Origin of the sequence: Streptomyces sp. NPDC050997 (assembly GCF_040660135.1) — a bacterium.
Classification (GTDB): Bacteria; Actinomycetota; Actinomycetes; order Streptomycetales; family Streptomycetaceae; genus Streptomyces.
In genome coordinates this window covers 26043-43594 of sequence record NZ_JBFAGK010000022.1, presented here as the reverse complement: position 1 = coordinate 43594, position 17552 = coordinate 26043, and the positions used below count along the sequence as shown (strand labels likewise).

The following is a 17552-nucleotide window of genomic DNA, read 5'->3' as shown; positions in this document are numbered from 1 at the left end:
TGGCGACGGGGAGGCCCCGGACCATGCCCCGGCGACCGCCGAGGCGGTCCGCTCGCCCGGATCCCGCGTCCACACCCGCACCCGCCGCACCCGCCGCACCGCCGGCCGCGCTCGGCCGGCAGCACGGCCGTCGTCAGCCCGATCACACCGCCGCCGACCACCACGACATCGGCCCTCAACCCACCGTCCACACAGGGACGTTGGCGGAATATGTCATGCCGTGCTCATACTGGTCCCGTTCTGGGGATACTCACAGCATGTCTGCCGCATACGCGACCTTCGGCCTGGCACCGGCGATGCGTGCCGGTGGAGTCCTCGCCGACGGTGGCTACCAGGTACACCGGGACTTCGTGGACTTCATCGTCGACGGACGCCCGCTCCTCTTCCAGCTCTCCGACCTCGACGCCGTCTCCCCGCTCGCCTCCGACGTGCCACCCGCGATCTTCACCGCCCAGGTCCGCAGCCTGCTCCTGGAGACCGGGGCGCCGCTGCCCGACGGCCGCTACGTCGTCTACGGCTGCCCCGAGTGCGAGGACCTGGCGTGCGGTGCCGTCACCGCGGTGATCGAACACGACGGTGACGACTTCATCTGGCGGGACTTCGCCTGGCAGACGGACGAACGCGCCGACCTGGAGCTCAACGGCTACCACGGCATCGGCCCCTTCCGTTTCCACGGCGCCGAGTACCGGACGGCGCTGGCCGCCCTGCTGGACGCTGCCTCACCCGCCGCACACCGCCGCCGGGTCCTGCTGATCGGCGCCCGCGTCGCCGTGCTGGCCAAGCTCGCCGCCGCACTGCGCACCATCGGCATCGGCGCCGACATCACCCACGACGCACACGACGTCCCCGCCGACGAACTGCGCGGCTACGGCGCCGTCGCCTTCGGCCGCGCGGTCGGCCCGGAGGAACGTGCCGCCGTACGCCACTCCTTCGCACAGGCCGGTGTGGAGGTCGCCTACGTCGACGGCCTCGCCCCGATCGTGCCCCTCCTCGTCGCCCAGATCGAGCACGCCCTGGACGGCAGCCCGGTGGAGCGGCGCCGCCTCACCCGCCTGGTCGCCGCCGACGGCGAGGCGGGCGTCGAGGTCACCTCCCCGTGCCGGGTCCGCCTCACCGCGTACCGCCTCGACCGCCTCTACCGCACCCACACCCACGAGCTCTTCGACGGCGTTCTGGAACCGGGCCGCCACCGCATCGCCCTGGACGCCAGGGCGGTGAAGGGGGAGTCCTTCGTGGTGGCGCGCACCTCGGGGAGCGTGCTGGTGGAGGCGATGGCGCACTGAGAACCGGGGCGCGGGCCGCCGAGGTCGCCCACTAGGATCGACGGTCTGATGACTGCCACTCTCGTCGCCAAGAACCTCACCGCCGGGCACGGCGACCGCTCCCTGTTCGCCGGGCTCGACCTCGTCGTCGCGCCCGGCGATGTGATCGGGCTGGTCGGAGCCAACGGCGCCGGCAAGTCCACCCTGCTCAGGCTGCTCGCCGGGCTGACCGCGCCGGAGGAGGGGGAGCTCAGGCTGTCGCCGCCGACGGCGACCGTCGGGCATCTGCCGCAGGAGCCGGAACGCCGGCCGGGGGAGACCGTGCGAGAGTTCCTGGCCCGCCGCACCGGCGTGGCCGAGGCCCAGCGGGTGATGGACGAGGCCACCCAGGCCCTCGTCGACGGAGCACCGGGCGCGGACGACGCGTACGCCACGAGCCTGGAGCGATGGCTCGGCCTCGGCGGCGCCGACCTGGACGAGCGGGCCGAGGAGGTCGCCGACTCGCTCGGCCTGACCGTGGACCTGGACCAGCCGATGACGGCCCTGTCCGGCGGCCAGGCCGCACGAGCCGGACTGGCCTCGCTGCTCCTGTCCCGCTACGACGTCTTCCTCCTCGACGAGCCGACCAACGACCTCGACCTGGACGGCCTGGAGCGCCTCGAACGCTTTGTGAGCGGCCTGCGCGCCGGCACCGTCGTGGTCAGCCACGACCGCGAGTTCCTCACCCGCACGGTCACCAAGGTCCTCGAACTCGACCTGGCGCAGCAGCAGATCACCCTGTACGGCGGCGGCTACGAGGGCTATCTGGAGGAGCGGGACGTGGCGCGCCGGCATGCCCGCGAGGGCTACGAGGAGTACGCCGACAAGCGGTCCGCGCTCGAAGGTCGCGCCCAGATGCAGCGCTCGTGGATGGACAAGGGCGTCAAGAACGCCCGGCGCAAGGCGGGCAACGACAACGACAAGATCGGCCGCAAGTTCCGCAGCGAGGCCAGCGAGAAGCAGGCATCGAAGGCCCGGCAGACACAGCGCATGATCGAGCGTCTCGACGTGGTCGAGGAGCCCCGCAAGGAGTGGGACCTGCGCATGGAGATCGCGGCGGCCCCGCGATCCGGCGCGGTCGTCGCGACCCTGCGGGACGCCGAGGTGCGGCGCGGCGACTTCGTGCTCGGGCCGGTGTCCCTGCAGATCGACTGGGCGGACCGGATCGCGGTGACCGGCGCGAACGGCTCGGGCAAGTCCACACTGCTGGGCGCCCTGCTGGGCCGCGTCCCGGTGGACGCCGGCTCCGCCTCCCTCGGCTCCGGGGTCCTGGTCGGCGAGGTCGACCAGGCCCGGAAGCTGTTCCACGGCTCGGAGTCCCTGCTGGACGCCTTCGGCGCGGCCGTCCCGGACACCGAACCGGCCGAAGTCCGCACCCTCCTGGCCAAGTTCGGCCTCAAGGCGGAACATGTCCTGCGCCCGGCCTCGACCCTCTCCCCGGGCGAACGCACCCGGGCCGCGCTGGCCCTGCTCCAGGGCCGGGGCGTCAACCTCCTGGTCCTCGACGAGCCGACCAACCACCTCGACCTGCCGGCCATCGAACAACTGGAGGCGGCGCTCGACGCGTACGAGGGCACGCTGCTCCTGGTGACCCACGACCGCCGGATGCTCGACGCCGTCCGCACCACGCGGCGCCTGGAGGTGGCGGCGGGGAAGGTGACGGAGCGCTGACCTACCCGGTGGCCGGGCGACGCGCCGACGTCGGGCAGTCGACGACGCACCCGTCCGCGTCGAACTCGACGTCGCTCCGGAAGCCGCGGGAGACGAGCGGACCCGCCCGCCGAGCTCCCTCCGCGTGAGGTGCGTACAGGTCTGCGACCCTCGCACGCAGCCGACGGGTCACGAAGCCTGTGGCGGTGTCGAGCGTGTACGAGATCCAGCAGGGCTCCGGAATCGTCCCGACCGCACGCCCGCGGGCCCGCGGCCTGTCCCCTTCGATCTCCGGCCGAGCGGTTTTGACGTGACGTGACCCTACGAGGGGACCGGGCCCGGACCCCGGCGTTGCCGGACGGTCCGGGCCCGGCCGCTCAGCGCTTGCCCTTGTTCGGGTCGGTGAGCCCCGCGCGGCGCAGCGCGTCGGCCATCGCGCTGTTGGCGGGCGGCGGCGCCTGACGCGAGCCGCCACCGCCGCCACCGCCACCGCCGCCACCGCGGTTCTGCCGCTGCTGCGGAGGACGCCCGCCCCGCTGCCGGCGCTCGCCGCCGCCCGAGCCCTGCTGCCGCTCCTGCCCGGCCGCCTCGTCCTCGAGCCGCAGCGTCAGCGAGATCCGCTTGCGCGGGATGTCGATGTCGAGGACCTTCACCTTGACGATGTCGCCGGGCTTGACCACGTCCCGTGGGTCCTTGACGAACGTCTTGGACAGCGCGGAGACGTGCGCCAGGCCGTCCTGGTGGACGCCGACGTCGATGAACGCCCCGAAGGCGGCCACGTTCGTGACCACGCCCTCCAGGATCATCCCGGAGGACAGGTCGGAGATCTTCTCGACGCCGTCCTTGAAGGTGGCCGTCTTGAATGCGGGCCGCGGGTCGCGTCCGGGCTTCTCCAGCTCCCTGAGGATGTCTGTCACGGTCGGCAGACCGAAGGTGTCGTCCACGAACTCCTGCGCCTTCAGCGAGCGCAGCACGCCGGTGTTGCCGACGAGCGAGGCGACCTCCTGCCCGGACGTCTTCACCATCCGCCGCACCACCGGATACGCCTCGGGGTGCACGCTGGACGCGTCGAGCGGGTCGTCGCCGCCGCGGATACGGAGGAAGCCCGCGCACTGCTCGTACGCCTTCGGGCCCAGCCGCGCCACGCCCTTCAGCTGGGTGCGCGACTTGAAGGGCCCGTTGGCGTCGCGGTGCGCCACGATGTTCTCGGCGAGCCCCGAGGTGATGCCGGAGACCCGGGACAGCAGCGGGGCCGAGGCCGTGTTGACGTCGACTCCGACGCCGTTCACACAGTCCTCCACCACCGCGTCCAGCGAACGCGACAGCTTCACCTCGGACAGGTCGTGCTGGTACTGGCCGACCCCGATCGACTTCGGGTCGATCTTCACCAGCTCGGCCAGCGGGTCCTGGAGCCGGCGCGCGATCGACACGGCGCCGCGCAGCGACACGTCCATGTCGGGCAGTTCCTGCGAGGCGAACGCGGAGGCCGAGTACACCGAAGCGCCCGCCTCGGACACCATCACCTTGGTGAGCTTCAACTCCGGGTGCTTGGTGATCAGTTCACCGGCGAGCTTGTCGGTCTCGCGGGACGCTGTGCCGTTGCCGATCGCGACCAGGTCGACCGCGTGCTCCTTCGCCAGCCGCGCCAGCTTGGCGATCGCCTCGTCCCACCGGTTCGCCGGGACGTGCGGGTGGATGACGTCCGTCGCGACCACCTTGCCGGTGGCGTCGACGACGGCGACCTTCACGCCCGTACGGAACCCGGGGTCCAGTCCCAGCGTCGCGCGCGTGCCGGCCGGCGCGGCGAGCAGCAGGTCGCGCAGGTTCGCCGCGAAGACGTTCACCGCCTCGTCCTCGGCGGCCGTGCGCAGCCGCAGCCTGAGGTCGATGCCGAGGTGCACGAGGAGCCGGGTGCGCCAGGCCCAACGGACGGTGTCCTTGAGCCACTTGTCGCCGGGACGGCCCCGGTCGGCGATGCCGAAGCGGTGCGCGACCATCCCCTCGTACGAGGACGGGCCGGGCTGCTCGGAGGGCTCCTCCGGCTCCAGGACGAGATCGAGGACCTCCTCCTTCTCACCGCGAAGCATCGCCAGGATGCGGTGCGAGGGCAGCTCGGTGAACGGCTCGGCGCAGTCGAAGTAGTCGGCGAACTTGGCGCCCGCCTCCTCCTTGCCGTCCCGGACCTTGGCGGCCAGCCGCCCGCGCACCCACATGCGCTCGCGCAGCTCGCCGATCAGGTCGGCGTCCTCCGAGAACCGCTCGGTGAGGATCGACCGGGCACCGTCCAGGGCGGCCTGCGGATCGGCCACGCCCTTGTCGGCGTCGACGAACGCGGCGGCCGCGGCGAGCGGGTCCACGCTCGGGTCGCCGAGCAGCCCCTCCGCCAGCGGCTCCAGGCCCGCCTCGCGCGCGATCTGCGCCTTGGTGCGCCGCTTCGGCTTGAACGGCAGGTAGATGTCCTCCAGGCGCGCCTTGGTCTCCGCACCCCGGATCCGCGCTTCCAGCTCCTCGGTGAGCTTGCCCTGCTCGCGCACCGATTCCAGGATCGCCGTCCGCCGCTCCTCCAGCTCACGCAGATAGCGCAGCCGCTCCTCGAGCGTGCGCAGCTGCGCGTCGTCGAGCATCTCGGTCGCTTCCTTGCGGTAGCGGGCGATGAAGGGAACCGTGGAACCGCCGTCGAGCAGCTCCACGGCAGCCTTGACCTGCCGCTCCCGTACGCCGAGTTCCTCGGCGATCCTGCCTTCGATGGACCCTACGAGGGGTGTCGTCACGATCCCGTACCGCCTTCTCCACTGGGGTTGCGCGGCAATTGTGGCAGGTGGCACGGACATCTGGGGATCAGGGCGGTCTCCCGGCGGGCCGGGACGGGCCGGCGCCCGCGGTGTGTCGCCGCGGGCGCCGGCCCGTCCCGCGGCTAGGGGGTGTCGTTTGGATCCCCTCGGGTCCGCGACGCCTGGCACGGCACCTCGCCGCGTTGTCGCATCACCCGAGTACGCCCGGTACGTGGGTCATGCTCCGCGGTGCGATGCACCGCACCATACGCCGCGGCCTGATCCGAGGCGATCCGAACGACATCCCCTAGGCCCGGCGGCTGCGGGTCGAGCTCGACGCGCCGCCGAAGAGGCGGGCCAGCGCCCGGAAGGGCAGCGTCACGACGGTGGCGATGGCGCCACCGATCTGGCGAAGTACGTCTGCGATCGCACGGAACACGAAATTCCCCTTTCTTCTCCCGGCCACGACGACCGGGGGAAGAACGGGTACCTCGCGAACGGCCGGACATGCGTCGCAGCCGTTACCGGAATGATCAGCGCTTGCCGAGCAGATCCGCCGGGAAGGCGCCGGCGGTGAGCGCGGCGCGCGCGAAACCCGTGCCGAGCTCGGTCAGACGGGCCACGCCGTCCGCGCCCAGGTGCTCGTACGGGGCCCGGTCCAGCCGGTCCGTGTCCCGCTCGATCTCCTCGCGCAACGCTAGCCCCCGCTCGGTCAGTTCGCCGTCCTCGTCCAGCAGGCCGCGCCCGCGCAGCCGCCCGACCGCGGCGTCCCACTCCTCCCGGGTCCAGCCACGGGTGTCGGACACCCATTTCGGCGTCATGCCCTTGCCGGTCGCCGTGTGCGTGACCACGGCCTCCAGGCCGTCGAGCTCCGCGGACAGCAGAACGGCGAGGTGGCCGTCGCCCCGGTGTTCGCGCAGCAGTGTGGCGGCGTGCCAGAACGCCAGGTGCGGCTCGTTCGGCACCGGCAGGTCGGCGTGCGCGGAGTACAGCGGGCGGGCGCCGCGCGAGCAGGCCTCGGCGGCGCGCAGGGCCAGGCGGGCGGCCTCCGCCATCTCCGCGGACGCCACCGTCTCCTCGCCCAGCAGGCGGCGCAGCGTCGCGTCGACGGCACGCGCGCGTGCCGCCAGGACTTGCTCGGGTGTGGCGGTCTCCCACACCGCGGGCACATGGCGGGCCACCAGTTGGTGCTTGTAGTTGTAGAACGCCGCCGTCACCGCGCCGGCCCCCACCGGCCCCAGCGCCGCCGCCCGTACCGCGAAGTTGACGGCCCGGGGGTGCGTGACACCGATCGCGCCCAGCTCGCGGCCCAGATCGGGGGAGAAGTAGTGCGTCGCGTGCAGGGAGTTGAGGACGTTGTGGCAGCGGCGGCCCGCGCGGGGGTCCAGGGCAACGGTAGTCATGCCGGGCACGTTACCGACCGGTCGGTACCTCTTCCAGATGCGGGTCAGGGGCAGGGCCCGGATCCGGCCGGACACAGTCCACCTCCGTGTGCACCGGCTCCCTGCTCCTGGCCGCCGCCGGGCTGCTCGCCGGCCGCCGCGCGACCTCGCACTGGCTGGCCCTGGAGCAGCTCACGGTGTACGGCGCCGAACCCACGGGGGAGCGGGTCGTGACGGACGGCAAGTACGTCACCTCCGCCGGGGTCTCCTCCGGCATCGACATGGCCCTCACGCTGACCGGCCGGATCGCGGGCCACGAGCACGCGCAGGCCGTACAGCTGGGGACGGAGTACGACCCGCAGCCGCCCTACGACGCCGGCGCCCCGCACAAGGCGCCCGCCCACCTGGTCGAACTGCTCCGCTCGCGCAGCCGCTTCATCCTGGCCTAGGGACTGTCCAGGAGAACTCCGGGCGGCGGCGCTCCAGGAACGCGGCGACCCCCTCGGCGGTGTCGCCGCTGCCGCGTGCCTGCCCGGCCCAGTGGCCGTCCCGGTCCGTGCGCCCGTCCGCGAACTCCTTCGCCGCGGCCTGCGTCAGCTGCGAGCGGGACACCAGGACCCGGGTGAACTCCGCGACCCGCTTGCCGAGTTCACCCGCGGGCAGCACCTCGTCCACCAGACCCGAGCGCAGTGCCCGTTCCGTGTCGATCAACTCCCCGGAGAACAGCAGGTACTTGGTCGTCGCCGGGCCCACCAGCGACACCAGCCGCCGGGTGGAGGACGCCGCGTACACGATCCCGAGCTTCGCCGGCGTCACCCCGAACAGCGCGCCCTCCTCGGCGAACCGCAGATCGCAGGCCGCCGCGAGCTGCGCCCCGCCGCCCACACAGTGTCCGCGAATCGCCGCCAGCGTCGGCTTCGGGAAGGCCGCGAGGGCTTCCTCGGCGCGCACCGCGAGCCCCTGCGCCTCCTGGGGCGACCCCAGGAGCGTGGAGATGTCGGCGCCCGCGCAGAACGTCCCGCCCTCACCGGTCAGCACCAGCACCCGCACGTCCGGATCGGCCGCCAGCGTGTCGAGGAGCGGCGGCAGCGCCCGCCACATCTCGGCGGTCATCGCGTTGCGCTTGGCAGGGTGGTGGATGACGACGGTGGCCACCGAGTCGGCGACACCGTGCAGCAGCTGGGGCTCCATGCGCCGGATGCTATCCAGACGTCGGACGGCTCGGGGGAGAGGGTGGCGCGGGCAGGCCACCACGCGCGGAACGAAACCGGGCGAGGCCGTCGCCCAGCGCGTACCGCCCGAATAGTTCACGAAGGTGGCGTGAAGGGGACAGAAGTGGTCCCACGTACGACCGTGGCGTACGCCAACGGTCGGAAGCGCTCGATACCCGCTGACTTCTGTTCAGGTCTCCGGGTGGGGGAGCCGGTTCCCAACACTCGAGGTGTGGTGACAATCGAGCGCAAGGGTGGCGACCGGACGATGGACGACCACGGGCTTGGGTCCGCCCCACGCCCAGTAGACGGGGCGGACGAGCCCTTCGACCTCGGGCCGTCGGACCCGCTGCCGTACGAGGGCGTGTGGCGGTTCACCGCACCCACCGTCGAAGCCTCCGTCCCGCAGGCGCGCCACGCCGTACGGGACCTGCTGTACCGCCAGGGTGTGCCCCTCTCGCAGGACCTGGCCCAGGGTCTGCTGCTGATCGTCTCGGAGCTGGTCACGAACGCCGTGCGGCACGCGGCGGTGCTGTCGCCGATGCTCGCCGTGGAGGTCGCCGTCGGCGCCGAGTGGGTGCGGGTGTCCGTGGAGGACAACCACCCCTACCGGCCGAGCGCCCTGGAGACCGACCACGGCCGGACCGGTGGCCGCGGACTGCTGCTGGTGCGCGAGATCACCCGGGAGGCGGGCGGGGTGTGCGATGTCGAGCACACCGCGAGCGGCGGCAAGGTGATCTGGGTCGCGCTGCCCCTCGAACCCGCACCGCCGCCGAAGGGCCCGCTCACCAGCCGGCGGACGGACCCGTCAGCTCCCTGACCGCGGGCCGGGCCGCGTCCAGGACGGTCATGAACCAGGACGAGAAGGTGTCCTTCGCGTGTCGCTCGGCCAGTTCGGCGGGGGTCACGAAGACCGTCTCGCCGACCTCCTCCGGGTCCGGCCGCGGCGCGGACTGCACCAGCCCGACGAAGAGGTGGTTGTACTCCTGCTCCACCAGGCCCGAGTCCGGGTCCGGGTGGTTGTAGCGGACCGTGCCCGCCTCGGCGAGCAGCGACGGGGAGATCCCGAGCTCCTCGTATGTCCGCCGGGCCGCCGCCGCGAAGGGTGCCTCGCCGGGATAGGGGTGCCCGCAGCAGGTGTTGGACCACACGCCGGGGGAGTGGTACTTGCCGAGCGCCCGCTGCTGGAGCAGCAGCCGGCCCCGCTCGTCGAAGAGGAACACGGAGAAGGCGCGGTGCAACTGCCCCGGCGGCTGGTGCGCGGCGAGCTTCTCCGCGGTGCCGATCGTCACGCCGTTCTCGTCGACCAGCTCCAGCAGGATCTCGTCCGCGGTGCCGTTCGACGGACTGTGCGTCGCGGTGGCAGGTGTGATCGGCATACCCATCCTTCACATCGGTCTTCGCGCCCCAAGTGTGCCGTACCCATCCGGCACTCCCGGCAGTTGATCGTGCCCGGCGCGGCGGCCACGGAACCGCTCGGGGCGGTGCTGTGAGCATGAGGACGCAACTGTGCACCGGATCGCTGCATTCCGTCAGAACGCGTATGTCAACGGCCGAACTGGCGTGTCAGTGGCACAGTCGGGCCTCGTGCTCCGCGTGCCCGATCGGCTCCAGCTGGAAGGTGCAGTGCTCCACGTCGAAGTGGTCGCCGAGGCAGCCCTGGAGCTCGTGCAGCATCTTCTCGTGGCCGATCGCGTTGAGCACGTCGGAGCGCACCACCACGTGCGCCGACAGTACCGGCATCCCGGAGGTGATCGTCCACGCGTGCAGGTCGTGGACGTCGTCGACGCCGTCCAGGGCCAGGATGTGGGCCCGGACCTCCGCGATGTCGACGCCCTTGGGGGCGGCCTCCAACAGGACGTCGAGGGTCTCGCGCAGCAGCTTCCAGGTGCGCGGGACGATCATCAGGCCGATGACCAGGGAGGCGACCGGGTCGGCTGCCTGCCAGCCGGTGGTCAGGATCACCACGGCCGAGATCAGCACCGCGAGCGAACCCAGCGCGTCCGCCGCGACCTCCAGGAACGCGCCGCGCACGTTCAGGCTGTCCTTCTGGCCGCGCATCAGCAGCGTGAGCGAGATCATGTTCGCGACCAGACCGATCAGGCCGAACACGATGGTCAGTCCGCCCTCGGTGGCGGCGGGTGTGACGAACCGCTGGATCGCCTCGTACAGCACATAACCGCCGACCCCGAGCAGGAGCAGACAGTTGGCGAGCGCGGCGAGGATCTCCGCGCGGGCGTAGCCGAAGGTGCGCCGGTCGCTCGGCGGCAGACTGGCGAAGTGGATCGCCAGCAGCGCCATGCCCAGGCCCAGCGCGTCCGTCGCCATGTGGGCCGCGTCCGCGACCAGGGCGAGCGAGTCCGCGACCACACCGCCGACGATCTCGACCACCATCACGGTGAGCGTGATCGACAGGGCGACCCGCAGCCGTCCGCGGTACGCCGCGGTCGCCGTGCCACCGGCCGGCGGACCGTGCGCGTGCCCGTGATCGTGGCCAGCCCCCATGAAAAACGCCTCCTGTGTTCCGTCCGGGATCACAGTGAACTACGGGCGGGGGGTATCCGGCAACGCGGCACTGAACACCGTTGTCATGTGCCGTGACCTGCGGAAACGCTATGCAGGTCAGGGCGTGTGCGCCCTCAGCGGCCGTGGTGCAGCAGCCATCCCCGCCACGCCGATTCCACCATCTCCCGTACCCCGCGCCGCGCCGTCCAGCCGAGCGCTTCGGCGGCCCGGGCGGCCGAGGCGACCGCGCGGGGCGCATCCCCGGGGCGCCGGGCCTCGACGACGGGCGCCCGCCGGTCGCCGCTCACCTCGCCGATCACCGTGATCAGTTCGCGGACGGAGACGCCCTCACCGCGGCCGATGTTGACGGTCAGATCCCCCTGGGCGGCGTCCCCGGTCAGCCGCCTGGCCGCCGCGAGGTGGGCCGCCGCCAGATCGGCGACGTGAATGTAGTCACGGACGCACGTGCCGTCCGGTGTCGGATAGTCGTCACCGAAGATCCGCGGGGCCTCGCCGCGGGTGAGCCGGTCGAAGACCATCGGGATGATGTTGAACACCCCCGTGTCCGCCAGCTCCGGCGCGGCGGCGCCGGCGACGTTGAAGTAGCGCAGGCACGTCGTCGCGATGCCGTGCGCCTCGCCCGCGGCCCGCACCAGCCACTCCCCGGCCAGCTTGGTCTCGCCGTACGGGTTCACCGGGGCGCACGGAGTCTCCTCCGTGATCAGGTCCACATCGGGGGCGCCGTACACGGCGGCCGACGAGGAGAAGAGGAAACGCCTGATCCCGGCCTCGGCGACCGCCTCCAGGAGAGTGGCGAGACCGCCGACGTTCTCCCGGTAGTAGTGGGTCGGCCGGGCCACGGACTCGGCCACCTGCTTGCGCGCGGCGAAGTGCACCACCCCCGTCACCATGTGCTCGGCGCACACCCGCTTCAGCAGGACGGCGTCCAGCGACGACCCGTGCACCAGGGGAACACCGGCCGGCAGCCGCGCGGGCACCCCGGCCGACAGGTCGTCCAGGACGAGGACGCGCTCGCCGGCGTCGGTCATGGCCCGCGCCACATGTGCCCCGATGTACCCGGCACCGCCGGTGATCAGCCAAGTCATGGTCGCCCACCCTATGCCGAGGCCCGGACACCGCGTAAATGTCCCGGACGCCCGGCGCAATGTCCCCGATGCCCGGACTGCGGGCGCAGGTTTGTGGGCGGGGCCCGCGATCCCCGATGATGATCGCGGCAAGGGCCGGGGGAGACGACGTTGATCGGCACCTGAACGGGCGGTGAACGCGGCCTTCCGGGGATCCGATAGCCTCTGCCGACATGCCGCCCGCCTGGTTCAGCCAAGCGACACCAAAGGGCGCCCCCACCATGCACACGCCCGACGCCCGCGCGTCGGCACCCAGGGAGTGAGTTCGGTTGTCGACCGCCATCCTCACCGGTCAGCCGGTCCCCGGATCGTCGATCGAGGGCGATCTGCGGTCCCTCGGTTTCGACGTTCGGATCGCCTCGGAAACCGCCGACGCCGAGACCCTGCTCGCCCAGGTCCCCGGTGACCAGCGGGTCGCCGTGGTCGACGCCCGCTTCGTGGGCCACGTGCACGCGCTGCGCCTCGGCCTCACCGACCCCCGCTTCCCGCTCGCCGCGGTCACGGGTGCCGTCACCGCCCAGCCGGCCGGCCGCCAGGCCCTGACCCGGGCGGTGGCCCGCGAGAACTCCGCGGGCGGCGGTACGGCCCTCGCCGTGGACAGCCTCGCCGACCGCATCGTCACCGCCCTCGACGCCGACGGCACCGCCGTGCACCGCCCCGAACTCGGCAGCCTGGTCGCCGCCGTGCCCGCCGACCCGCAGGCCGGCAACGAGGCTCGGCAGGCCGTCGCCGCCGTCGACGACGAGGCCGTACGCCTGAAGTCGGCCGTGAAGGCCCGCGACGGCTTCTTCACCACCTACTTCATCAGCCCGTACTCCCGCTACATCGCACGCTGGTGCGCCCGCCGGGGCCTGACCCCGAACCAGGTCACCACCGCCTCCCTGCTCACCGCGCTGATAGCGGCGGCCTGCGCGGCCACCGGCACCCGGGGCGGCTTCGTCGCGGCGGGCGTGCTGCTGATCGCGTCCTTCGTCCTGGACTGCGTCGACGGACAGGTCGCCCGCTACTCCCTCCAGTACTCCACGCTCGGCGCCTGGCTGGACGCCACCTTCGACCGGGCCAAGGAGTACGCCTACTACGCGGGCCTGGCCCTCGGAGCCGCCCGGGGCGGCGACGACGTATGGGCCCTCGCCCTCGGCGCCATGGTCCTGCAGACCTGCCGGCACGTCGTGGACTTCTCCTTCAACGAGGCGAACCACGACGCCACCGCCAACACCAGCCCCACGGCGGCCCTCTCCGACAAGCTCGACAGCGTCGGCTGGACGGTGTGGATACGGCGGATGATCGTCCTGCCGATCGGTGAGCGCTGGGCGATGATCGCCGTTCTCACCGCGGCGACCAATCCCCGTATCACCTTCTACGCACTGCTCATCGGCTGCGCCTTCGCGGCGACCTACACCACCGCCGGCCGGGTGCTGCGCTCACTGACCCGCAAGGCGCGGCGCACGGACCGGGCGGCGCAGGCGCTGGCGGACCTCGCGGACAACGGGCCGCTCGCCTCCCTCGTGGCGCGTGCCACACGCGTCCGGCTCGGCGCCCCGCTGCTGGTGGCGCTCGCGGGGACCGCCGTCCTCGCCGTGGCCCTCTTCTCCGGTGTGACCTGGGCGCCGGTCGCGGGCGCCGTCGTGTACACGGTCGCCGCCGGTCAGGCGCTGTACCGCCCCCTCAAGGGCTCCCTCGACTGGCTCGTCCCCCCGCTCTTCCGCGCGGCCGAATACGGCACCGTGCTGATCCTGGCCTACGAAGCGGACGTGAACGGGGCCCTTCCTGCGGCTTTCGGCCTGGTCGCGGCCGTCGCCTACCATCACTACGACACGGTGTACCGCATCCGCGGCGACGCCGGAGCGCCCCCGGCCTGGCTGGTGCGCGTCATCGGGGGGCACGAAGGGCGGACGCTGCTCGTCGCCGTCCTGGCCGCGGTGCTCACCGCCTCGCAGTTCACGGTCGCGCTCACGGTCCTCGCCGTGGCCGTCGCCCTGGTGGTGCTCGTCGAGAGCATCCGTTTCTGGGTGTCTGCCCACAAGGGTGGCGCGCCCGCCGTACACGATGAAGGAGAACCCGCATGATCGGCCTCGTGCTGGCGGCCGGCGCCGGACGGCGTCTGCGCCCCTACACCGACAGCCTTCCCAAGGCGCTGGTGCCGGTGGGGCCCGCGGGTATAGAGGGCGAACCCACGGTTTTGGACCTGACGCTCGGCAACTTCGCCGAGATCGGTCTGACCGAGGTCGCGATCATCGTCGGCTACCGCAAGGAGGCCGTGTACGACCGCAAGGCGGCCCTCGAGGAGAAGTACGGCCTCAAGCTCACCCTGATCGACAACGACAAGGCCGAGGAGTGGAACAACGCCTACTCCCTGTGGTGCGGACGTGACGCCCTCAAGGACGGCGTGATTCTCGCCAACGGCGACACCGTCCACCCGGTCTCCGTCGAGAAGACGCTGCTCGCCGCCCGCGGCGACGGCAAGAAGATCATCCTCGCCCTGGACACGGTGAAGTCCCTCGCGGACGAGGAGATGAAGGTCGTCGTCGACCCCGGCAAGGGCATGACGAAGATCACCAAGCTGATGGACCCGGCCGAGGCGACCGGCGAGTACATCGGCGTCACCCTCATCGAGGGCGACGCCGCCCCCGAACTGGCCGACGCGCTCAAGGCGGTCTGGGAGACGGACCCGCAGCAGTTCTACGAGCACGGCTACCAGGAACTCGTGAACCGCGGCTTCCGTATCGACGTGGCGCCGATCGGCGACGTCACATGGGTGGAGATCGACAACCACGACGACCTCGCCCGGGGACGGGAGATCGCGTGCCAGTACTGACCCGGCTCATCCCCTCCCCGCTCGTCGTCGACATCCGCCCGGGAGCCCTCGACGACCTGGGCTGCGTCCTCGCCGACGAGCGCATCTCGCACTCCGGCAAGCTCGCGATCGCCGTCAGCGGCGGCTCGGGCGCCAGGCTGCGGGAGCGGATCGCCCCCACGCTGCCCGGCGCCACCTGGTACGAGGTCGGCGGCGGCACGATCGACGACGCGGTCCGGCTGGCGAGCGACATAAAGGCCGGCCACTACGACGCGGTCGTCGGCCTCGGCGGCGGGAAGATCATCGACTGTGCCAAGTTCGCGGCGGCGCGTGTCGGCCTCCCCATGGTCGCCGTGGCCACCAACCTCGCGCACGACGGCCTGTGTTCGCCGGTCGCCACCCTCGACAACGACGCGGGCCGCGGTTCGTACGGTGTGCCGAACCCGATCGCGGTGGTCATCGACCTGAACGTGATCCGTGAGGCGCCCGTCCGCTTCGTGCGCTCCGGTATCGGCGACGTCATCTCCAACATCTCCGCGGTCGCCGACTGGGAACTCGCCAACCGGGTCAAGGGCGAGAAGGTCGACGGTCTCGCCGCGGCGATGGCCCGCCAGGCAGGCGAGGCGGTGCTCAGGCACCCGGGCGGTGTCGGTGACGACGCCTTCCTGCAGGTCCTGGCCGAGGCACTGGTCCTCACCGGTATCGCCATGTCGGTGTCGGGCGACTCCCGCCCGTCCTCCGGGGCCTGCCACGAGATCAACCACGCCTTCGACGTGCTCTACCCCAAGCGCGCCGCCGCCCACGGCGAACAGTGCGGGCTCGGCGCGGCCTTCGCGATGTACCTGCGCGGAGCCCACGAGGAGTCGGCCAACATGGCCGAGGTGCTGCGCCGGCACGGACTGCCGGTGCTGCCGCAGGAGATCGGCTTCACCACGGACGAGTTCGTCCGTGCCGTGGAGTACGCCCCTCAGACCCGACCCGGCCGGTACACGATCCTCGAACACCTCGACCTCAAGACCGAACAGATCAAGGACATCTACGCCGACTATGTCAAGGCCATCGGTAGCTGAACTACGACCGGTCGTCCACCCCGCGGGGGTGAAGGACCGGCGCAGCGGTGAGCACTGGATGGGGCGCCTCTACATGCGAGAGGTGTCCCTGCGGGTCGACCGCTACCTGGTGAACACCAGGGTCACGCCCAACCAGCTCACGTACCTGATGACCGTCTGCGGTGTCCTCGCGGCCCCGGCGCTCCTGGTGCCGGGGATCCCGGGGGCCGTGCTCGGCGTGGTGTGCGTCCAGCTGTATCTGCTGCTGGACTGCGTCGACGGCGAGATCGCCCGCTGGAAGAAGCAGTACTCGCTCGGCGGGGTCTACCTGGACCGGGTCGGCGCCTATCTGACCGACGCCGCGGTGCTCGTCGGCTTCGGTCTGCGCGCCGCCGACCTGTGGGGCTCCGGGCGGATCGACTGGCTGTGGGCATTCCTCGGCACGCTGGCCGCCCTCGGCGCGATCCTGATCAAGGCCGAGACCGACCTCGTCGGCGTGGCCCGCCACCAGGGCGGGCTGCCGCCGGTCAAGGAGACGGCGTCCGAGCCGCGCTCCTCCGGCATGGCGCTGGCCCGCAAGGCCGCCGCCGCGCTGCAGTTCCACCGCCTGGTGCTCGGCATCGAGGCCTCCATCCTGATCCTGGTCCTGGCGATCGTCGACCAGGCGCGCGGCGACCTCTTCTTCACCCGGCTCGGCGTCGCCGTGCTGGCCGGCATCGCCCTGCTCCAGACCGTGCTGCACCTCGTGTCCATCCTCGCGTCGAGCAGGCTGCGATGAACGCGGGCCCGAAGGTCGGCGCGGTGATCATCACCATGGGCAACCGCCCCGACGAACTGCGCGCCCTGCTCGACTCGGTCGCCAAGCAGGACGGCGACCGTGTCGAGGTGGTCGTCGTCGGCAACGGCTCGCCCGTCCCGGACGTCCCCGAGGGTGTCCGGACCATCGAGCTGCCGGAGAACCTCGGCATCCCCGGCGGCCGCAACGTCGGCATCGAGGCCTTCGGCCCCGGCGGTCGCGACGTCGACATATTGATGTTCCTGGACGACGACGGCCTCCTCGCCGGCCACGACACCGCCGAGCTGTGCCGACAGGCCTTCGCGGCCGACCCGAAGCTCGGCATCGTCAGCTTCCGCATCGCCGACCCGGAGACCGGGGTCACCCAGCGCCGTCACGTCCCGCGTCTGCGCGCCGCCGACCCGATGCGCTCCTCCCGGGTCACCACCTTCCTCGGCGGCGCCAACGCCGTTCGTACGAAGGTCTTCGCCGAAGTCGGCGGACTCCCGGACGAGTTCTTCTACGCACACGAGGAGACCGACCTGGCATGGCGGGCCCTCGACGCGGGCTGGATGATCGACTACCGGTCCGACATGGTGCTGTACCACCCCACGACCGCGCCCTCGCGGCACGCGGTCTATCACCGCATGGTCGCCCGCAACCGCGTCTGGCTCGCCCGCCGGAACCTGCCCGCGCTCCTGATCCCGGTCTACCTGGGCGTCTGGATGCTGCTCACCCTGCTGCGGCGCCCCTCGCGGTCCGCCCTGAAGGCGTGGTTCGGTGGATTCCGGGAAGGCTGGAGCACGCCGTGCGGGCCGCGCCGGGCCATGAAGTGGCGTACCGTGTGGCGGCTGACTCGACTGGGGCGGCCCCCCGTCATCTGACAAGCTCGTATCCGACAGCAACCGGGCCGTACCGAGGCCCCGGGCCCGTACCGGGGCCCCCGGCTCATGGCATGCCCGCACGGGC

General features: G+C 71.9%; 15 protein-coding genes and 2 pseudogenes. 9 read left to right on the top strand and 8 right to left on the bottom strand.

All coding sequences use genetic code 11. The annotated features are described in order from the left end of the window. Nucleotides 1–24 precede the first annotated feature (24 nt). Nucleotides 25–191 (bottom strand): annotated as a pseudogene (locus AB0H86_RS35700) (amino acid oxidase); the annotation flags it as partial. Nucleotides 192–257: 66 nt separating this feature from the next. On the opposite strand from AB0H86_RS35700, the gene AB0H86_RS35695 reads away from it, so the two are divergent. Then, nucleotides 258–1283 carry an oxidoreductase gene (locus tag AB0H86_RS35695; protein ID WP_362448663.1) on the top strand — a complete coding sequence of 342 codons (1026 nt, stop codon included), beginning with the start codon at nucleotides 258–260 and terminating at the stop codon, nucleotides 1281–1283. Nucleotides 1284–1331: 48 nt separating this feature from the next. After that, nucleotides 1332–2972, top strand: coding sequence for an ABC-F family ATP-binding cassette domain-containing protein (locus AB0H86_RS35690; RefSeq protein ID WP_362448660.1), 1641 nt, complete (start codon nucleotides 1332–1334; stop codon nucleotides 2970–2972). A gap of 356 nt (nucleotides 2973–3328) precedes the next feature. Here the strand turns inward: AB0H86_RS35690 and AB0H86_RS35685 are convergent, their stop codons facing one another. The 3 genes from AB0H86_RS35685 to AB0H86_RS35675 all read right to left on the bottom strand — a co-directional run bounded on the left by AB0H86_RS35685 (nucleotide 3329) and on the right by AB0H86_RS35675 (nucleotide 7125). Continuing rightward, a complete protein-coding gene (locus AB0H86_RS35685) occupies nucleotides 3329–5722 on the bottom strand; it encodes a Tex family protein (RefSeq protein ID WP_362448657.1) in 2394 nt (797 codons plus the stop codon). 307 nt (nucleotides 5723–6029) lie between these two features. Continuing rightward, the gene (locus AB0H86_RS35680) at nucleotides 6030–6161 is read right to left on the bottom strand and encodes an LPFR motif small protein (RefSeq protein WP_252100478.1); all 132 of its coding nucleotides are present in this window, start codon (nucleotides 6159–6161) and stop codon (nucleotides 6030–6032) included. Between the two features lie 94 nt (nucleotides 6162–6255). Next, nucleotides 6256–7125 (bottom strand): hypothetical protein, encoded by an 870-nt coding sequence (locus AB0H86_RS35675; protein ID WP_362448653.1) that lies wholly within the window; start codon nucleotides 7123–7125, stop codon nucleotides 6256–6258. A 77-nt stretch (nucleotides 7126–7202) separates the two neighbouring features. Between AB0H86_RS35675 and AB0H86_RS35670 the strand changes: the two are divergent. Beyond that, nucleotides 7203–7553 (top strand): annotated as a pseudogene (locus tag AB0H86_RS35670) (DJ-1/PfpI family protein); the annotation flags it as partial. Here AB0H86_RS35670 and AB0H86_RS35665 read toward each other — a convergent pair. After that, on the bottom strand, nucleotides 7540–8295 hold the full coding sequence (locus tag AB0H86_RS35665) for an enoyl-CoA hydratase-related protein (RefSeq protein ID WP_362448650.1): 756 nt from the start codon (nucleotides 8293–8295) through the stop codon (nucleotides 7540–7542). The pseudogene AB0H86_RS35670 and the gene AB0H86_RS35665 sit on opposite strands and share 14 nt — an antisense overlap. A 288-nt stretch (nucleotides 8296–8583) precedes the next feature. Between AB0H86_RS35665 and AB0H86_RS35660 the strand changes: the two genes are divergently transcribed. Continuing rightward, entirely contained in the window at nucleotides 8584–9135 is a 552-nt protein-coding gene (locus AB0H86_RS35660) for an ATP-binding protein (protein WP_362448898.1), read from the top strand. On the opposite strand, the gene idi is transcribed toward AB0H86_RS35660, so the two are convergent. The 3 genes from idi to galE all read right to left on the bottom strand — a co-directional run bounded on the left by idi (nucleotide 9101) and on the right by galE (nucleotide 11926). After that, nucleotides 9101–9694 carry an isopentenyl-diphosphate Delta-isomerase gene (gene idi / locus AB0H86_RS35655; RefSeq protein ID WP_362448647.1) on the bottom strand — a complete coding sequence of 198 codons (594 nt, stop codon included), beginning with the start codon at nucleotides 9692–9694 and terminating at the stop codon, nucleotides 9101–9103. The genes AB0H86_RS35660 and idi overlap by 35 nt on opposite strands. Nucleotides 9695–9881: 187 nt before the next feature. Then, nucleotides 9882–10820, bottom strand: a complete 939-nt coding sequence (locus tag AB0H86_RS35650; RefSeq protein WP_362448644.1) for a cation diffusion facilitator family transporter — start codon at nucleotides 10818–10820, stop codon at nucleotides 9882–9884. A 134-nt stretch (nucleotides 10821–10954) separates the two neighbouring features. After that, the gene (gene galE / locus AB0H86_RS35645) at nucleotides 10955–11926 is read right to left on the bottom strand and encodes a UDP-glucose 4-epimerase GalE (protein WP_362448641.1); all 972 of its coding nucleotides are present in this window, start codon (nucleotides 11924–11926) and stop codon (nucleotides 10955–10957) included. A gap of 308 nt (nucleotides 11927–12234) precedes the next feature. Here galE and AB0H86_RS35640 point away from each other — a divergent pair, with 308 nt between their 5' ends. From AB0H86_RS35640 to AB0H86_RS35620, 5 genes are read left to right on the top strand one after another with little or no spacing between them, the layout of a single operon-like run. Further along, entirely contained in the window at nucleotides 12235–14031 is a 1797-nt protein-coding gene (locus tag AB0H86_RS35640) for a DUF5941 domain-containing protein (RefSeq protein WP_362448638.1), read from the top strand. Beyond that, nucleotides 14028–14780: a phosphocholine cytidylyltransferase family protein gene (locus AB0H86_RS35635; RefSeq protein ID WP_362448635.1), complete on the top strand. Its 753-nt coding sequence runs from the start codon at nucleotides 14028–14030 to the stop codon at nucleotides 14778–14780. Before AB0H86_RS35640 ends, AB0H86_RS35635 begins: the two co-directional genes overlap by 4 nt. Continuing rightward, nucleotides 14768–15829 (top strand): iron-containing alcohol dehydrogenase family protein, encoded by a 1062-nt coding sequence (locus AB0H86_RS35630; RefSeq protein ID WP_362448632.1) that lies wholly within the window; start codon nucleotides 14768–14770, stop codon nucleotides 15827–15829. Before AB0H86_RS35635 ends, AB0H86_RS35630 begins: the two co-directional genes overlap by 13 nt. After that, nucleotides 15807–16586, top strand: coding sequence for a CDP-alcohol phosphatidyltransferase family protein (locus tag AB0H86_RS35625; RefSeq protein ID WP_362448629.1), 780 nt, complete (start codon nucleotides 15807–15809; stop codon nucleotides 16584–16586). Before AB0H86_RS35630 ends, AB0H86_RS35625 begins: the two co-directional genes overlap by 23 nt. After that, nucleotides 16583–17467, top strand: a complete 885-nt coding sequence (locus AB0H86_RS35620; protein ID WP_362448626.1) for a glycosyltransferase family 2 protein — start codon at nucleotides 16583–16585, stop codon at nucleotides 17465–17467. The genes AB0H86_RS35625 and AB0H86_RS35620 overlap by 4 nt, the downstream gene beginning before the upstream one ends. Nucleotides 17468–17552: the final 85 nt, after the last annotated feature.

What these genes read in the sequence shown, in the direction of transcription:
- idi (WP_362448647.1), bottom strand. Translation starts at nt 9,694, where the DNA reads ATGCCGATCACACCTGCCACCGCGACGCACAGTCCGTCGAACGGCACC.
- AB0H86_RS35690 (WP_362448660.1), top strand. Translation starts at nt 1,332, where the DNA reads ATGACTGCCACTCTCGTCGCCAAGAACCTCACCGCCGGGCACGGCGAC.
- AB0H86_RS35625 (WP_362448629.1), top strand. Translation starts at nt 15,807, where the DNA reads ATGTCAAGGCCATCGGTAGCTGAACTACGACCGGTCGTCCACCCCGCG.
- AB0H86_RS35695 (WP_362448663.1), top strand. Translation starts at nt 258, where the DNA reads ATGTCTGCCGCATACGCGACCTTCGGCCTGGCACCGGCGATGCGTGCC.
- galE (WP_362448641.1), bottom strand. Translation starts at nt 11,926, where the DNA reads ATGACTTGGCTGATCACCGGCGGTGCCGGGTACATCGGGGCACATGTG.
- AB0H86_RS35660 (WP_362448898.1), top strand. Translation starts at nt 8,584, where the DNA reads ATGGACGACCACGGGCTTGGGTCCGCCCCACGCCCAGTAGACGGGGCG.
- AB0H86_RS35665 (WP_362448650.1), bottom strand. Translation starts at nt 8,295, where the DNA reads ATGGAGCCCCAGCTGCTGCACGGTGTCGCCGACTCGGTGGCCACCGTC.
- AB0H86_RS35635 (WP_362448635.1), top strand. Translation starts at nt 14,028, where the DNA reads ATGATCGGCCTCGTGCTGGCGGCCGGCGCCGGACGGCGTCTGCGCCCC.
- AB0H86_RS35675 (WP_362448653.1), bottom strand. Translation starts at nt 7,125, where the DNA reads ATGACTACCGTTGCCCTGGACCCCCGCGCGGGCCGCCGCTGCCACAAC.
- AB0H86_RS35620 (WP_362448626.1), top strand. Translation starts at nt 16,583, where the DNA reads ATGAACGCGGGCCCGAAGGTCGGCGCGGTGATCATCACCATGGGCAAC.
- AB0H86_RS35650 (WP_362448644.1), bottom strand. Translation starts at nt 10,820, where the DNA reads ATGGGGGCTGGCCACGATCACGGGCACGCGCACGGTCCGCCGGCCGGT.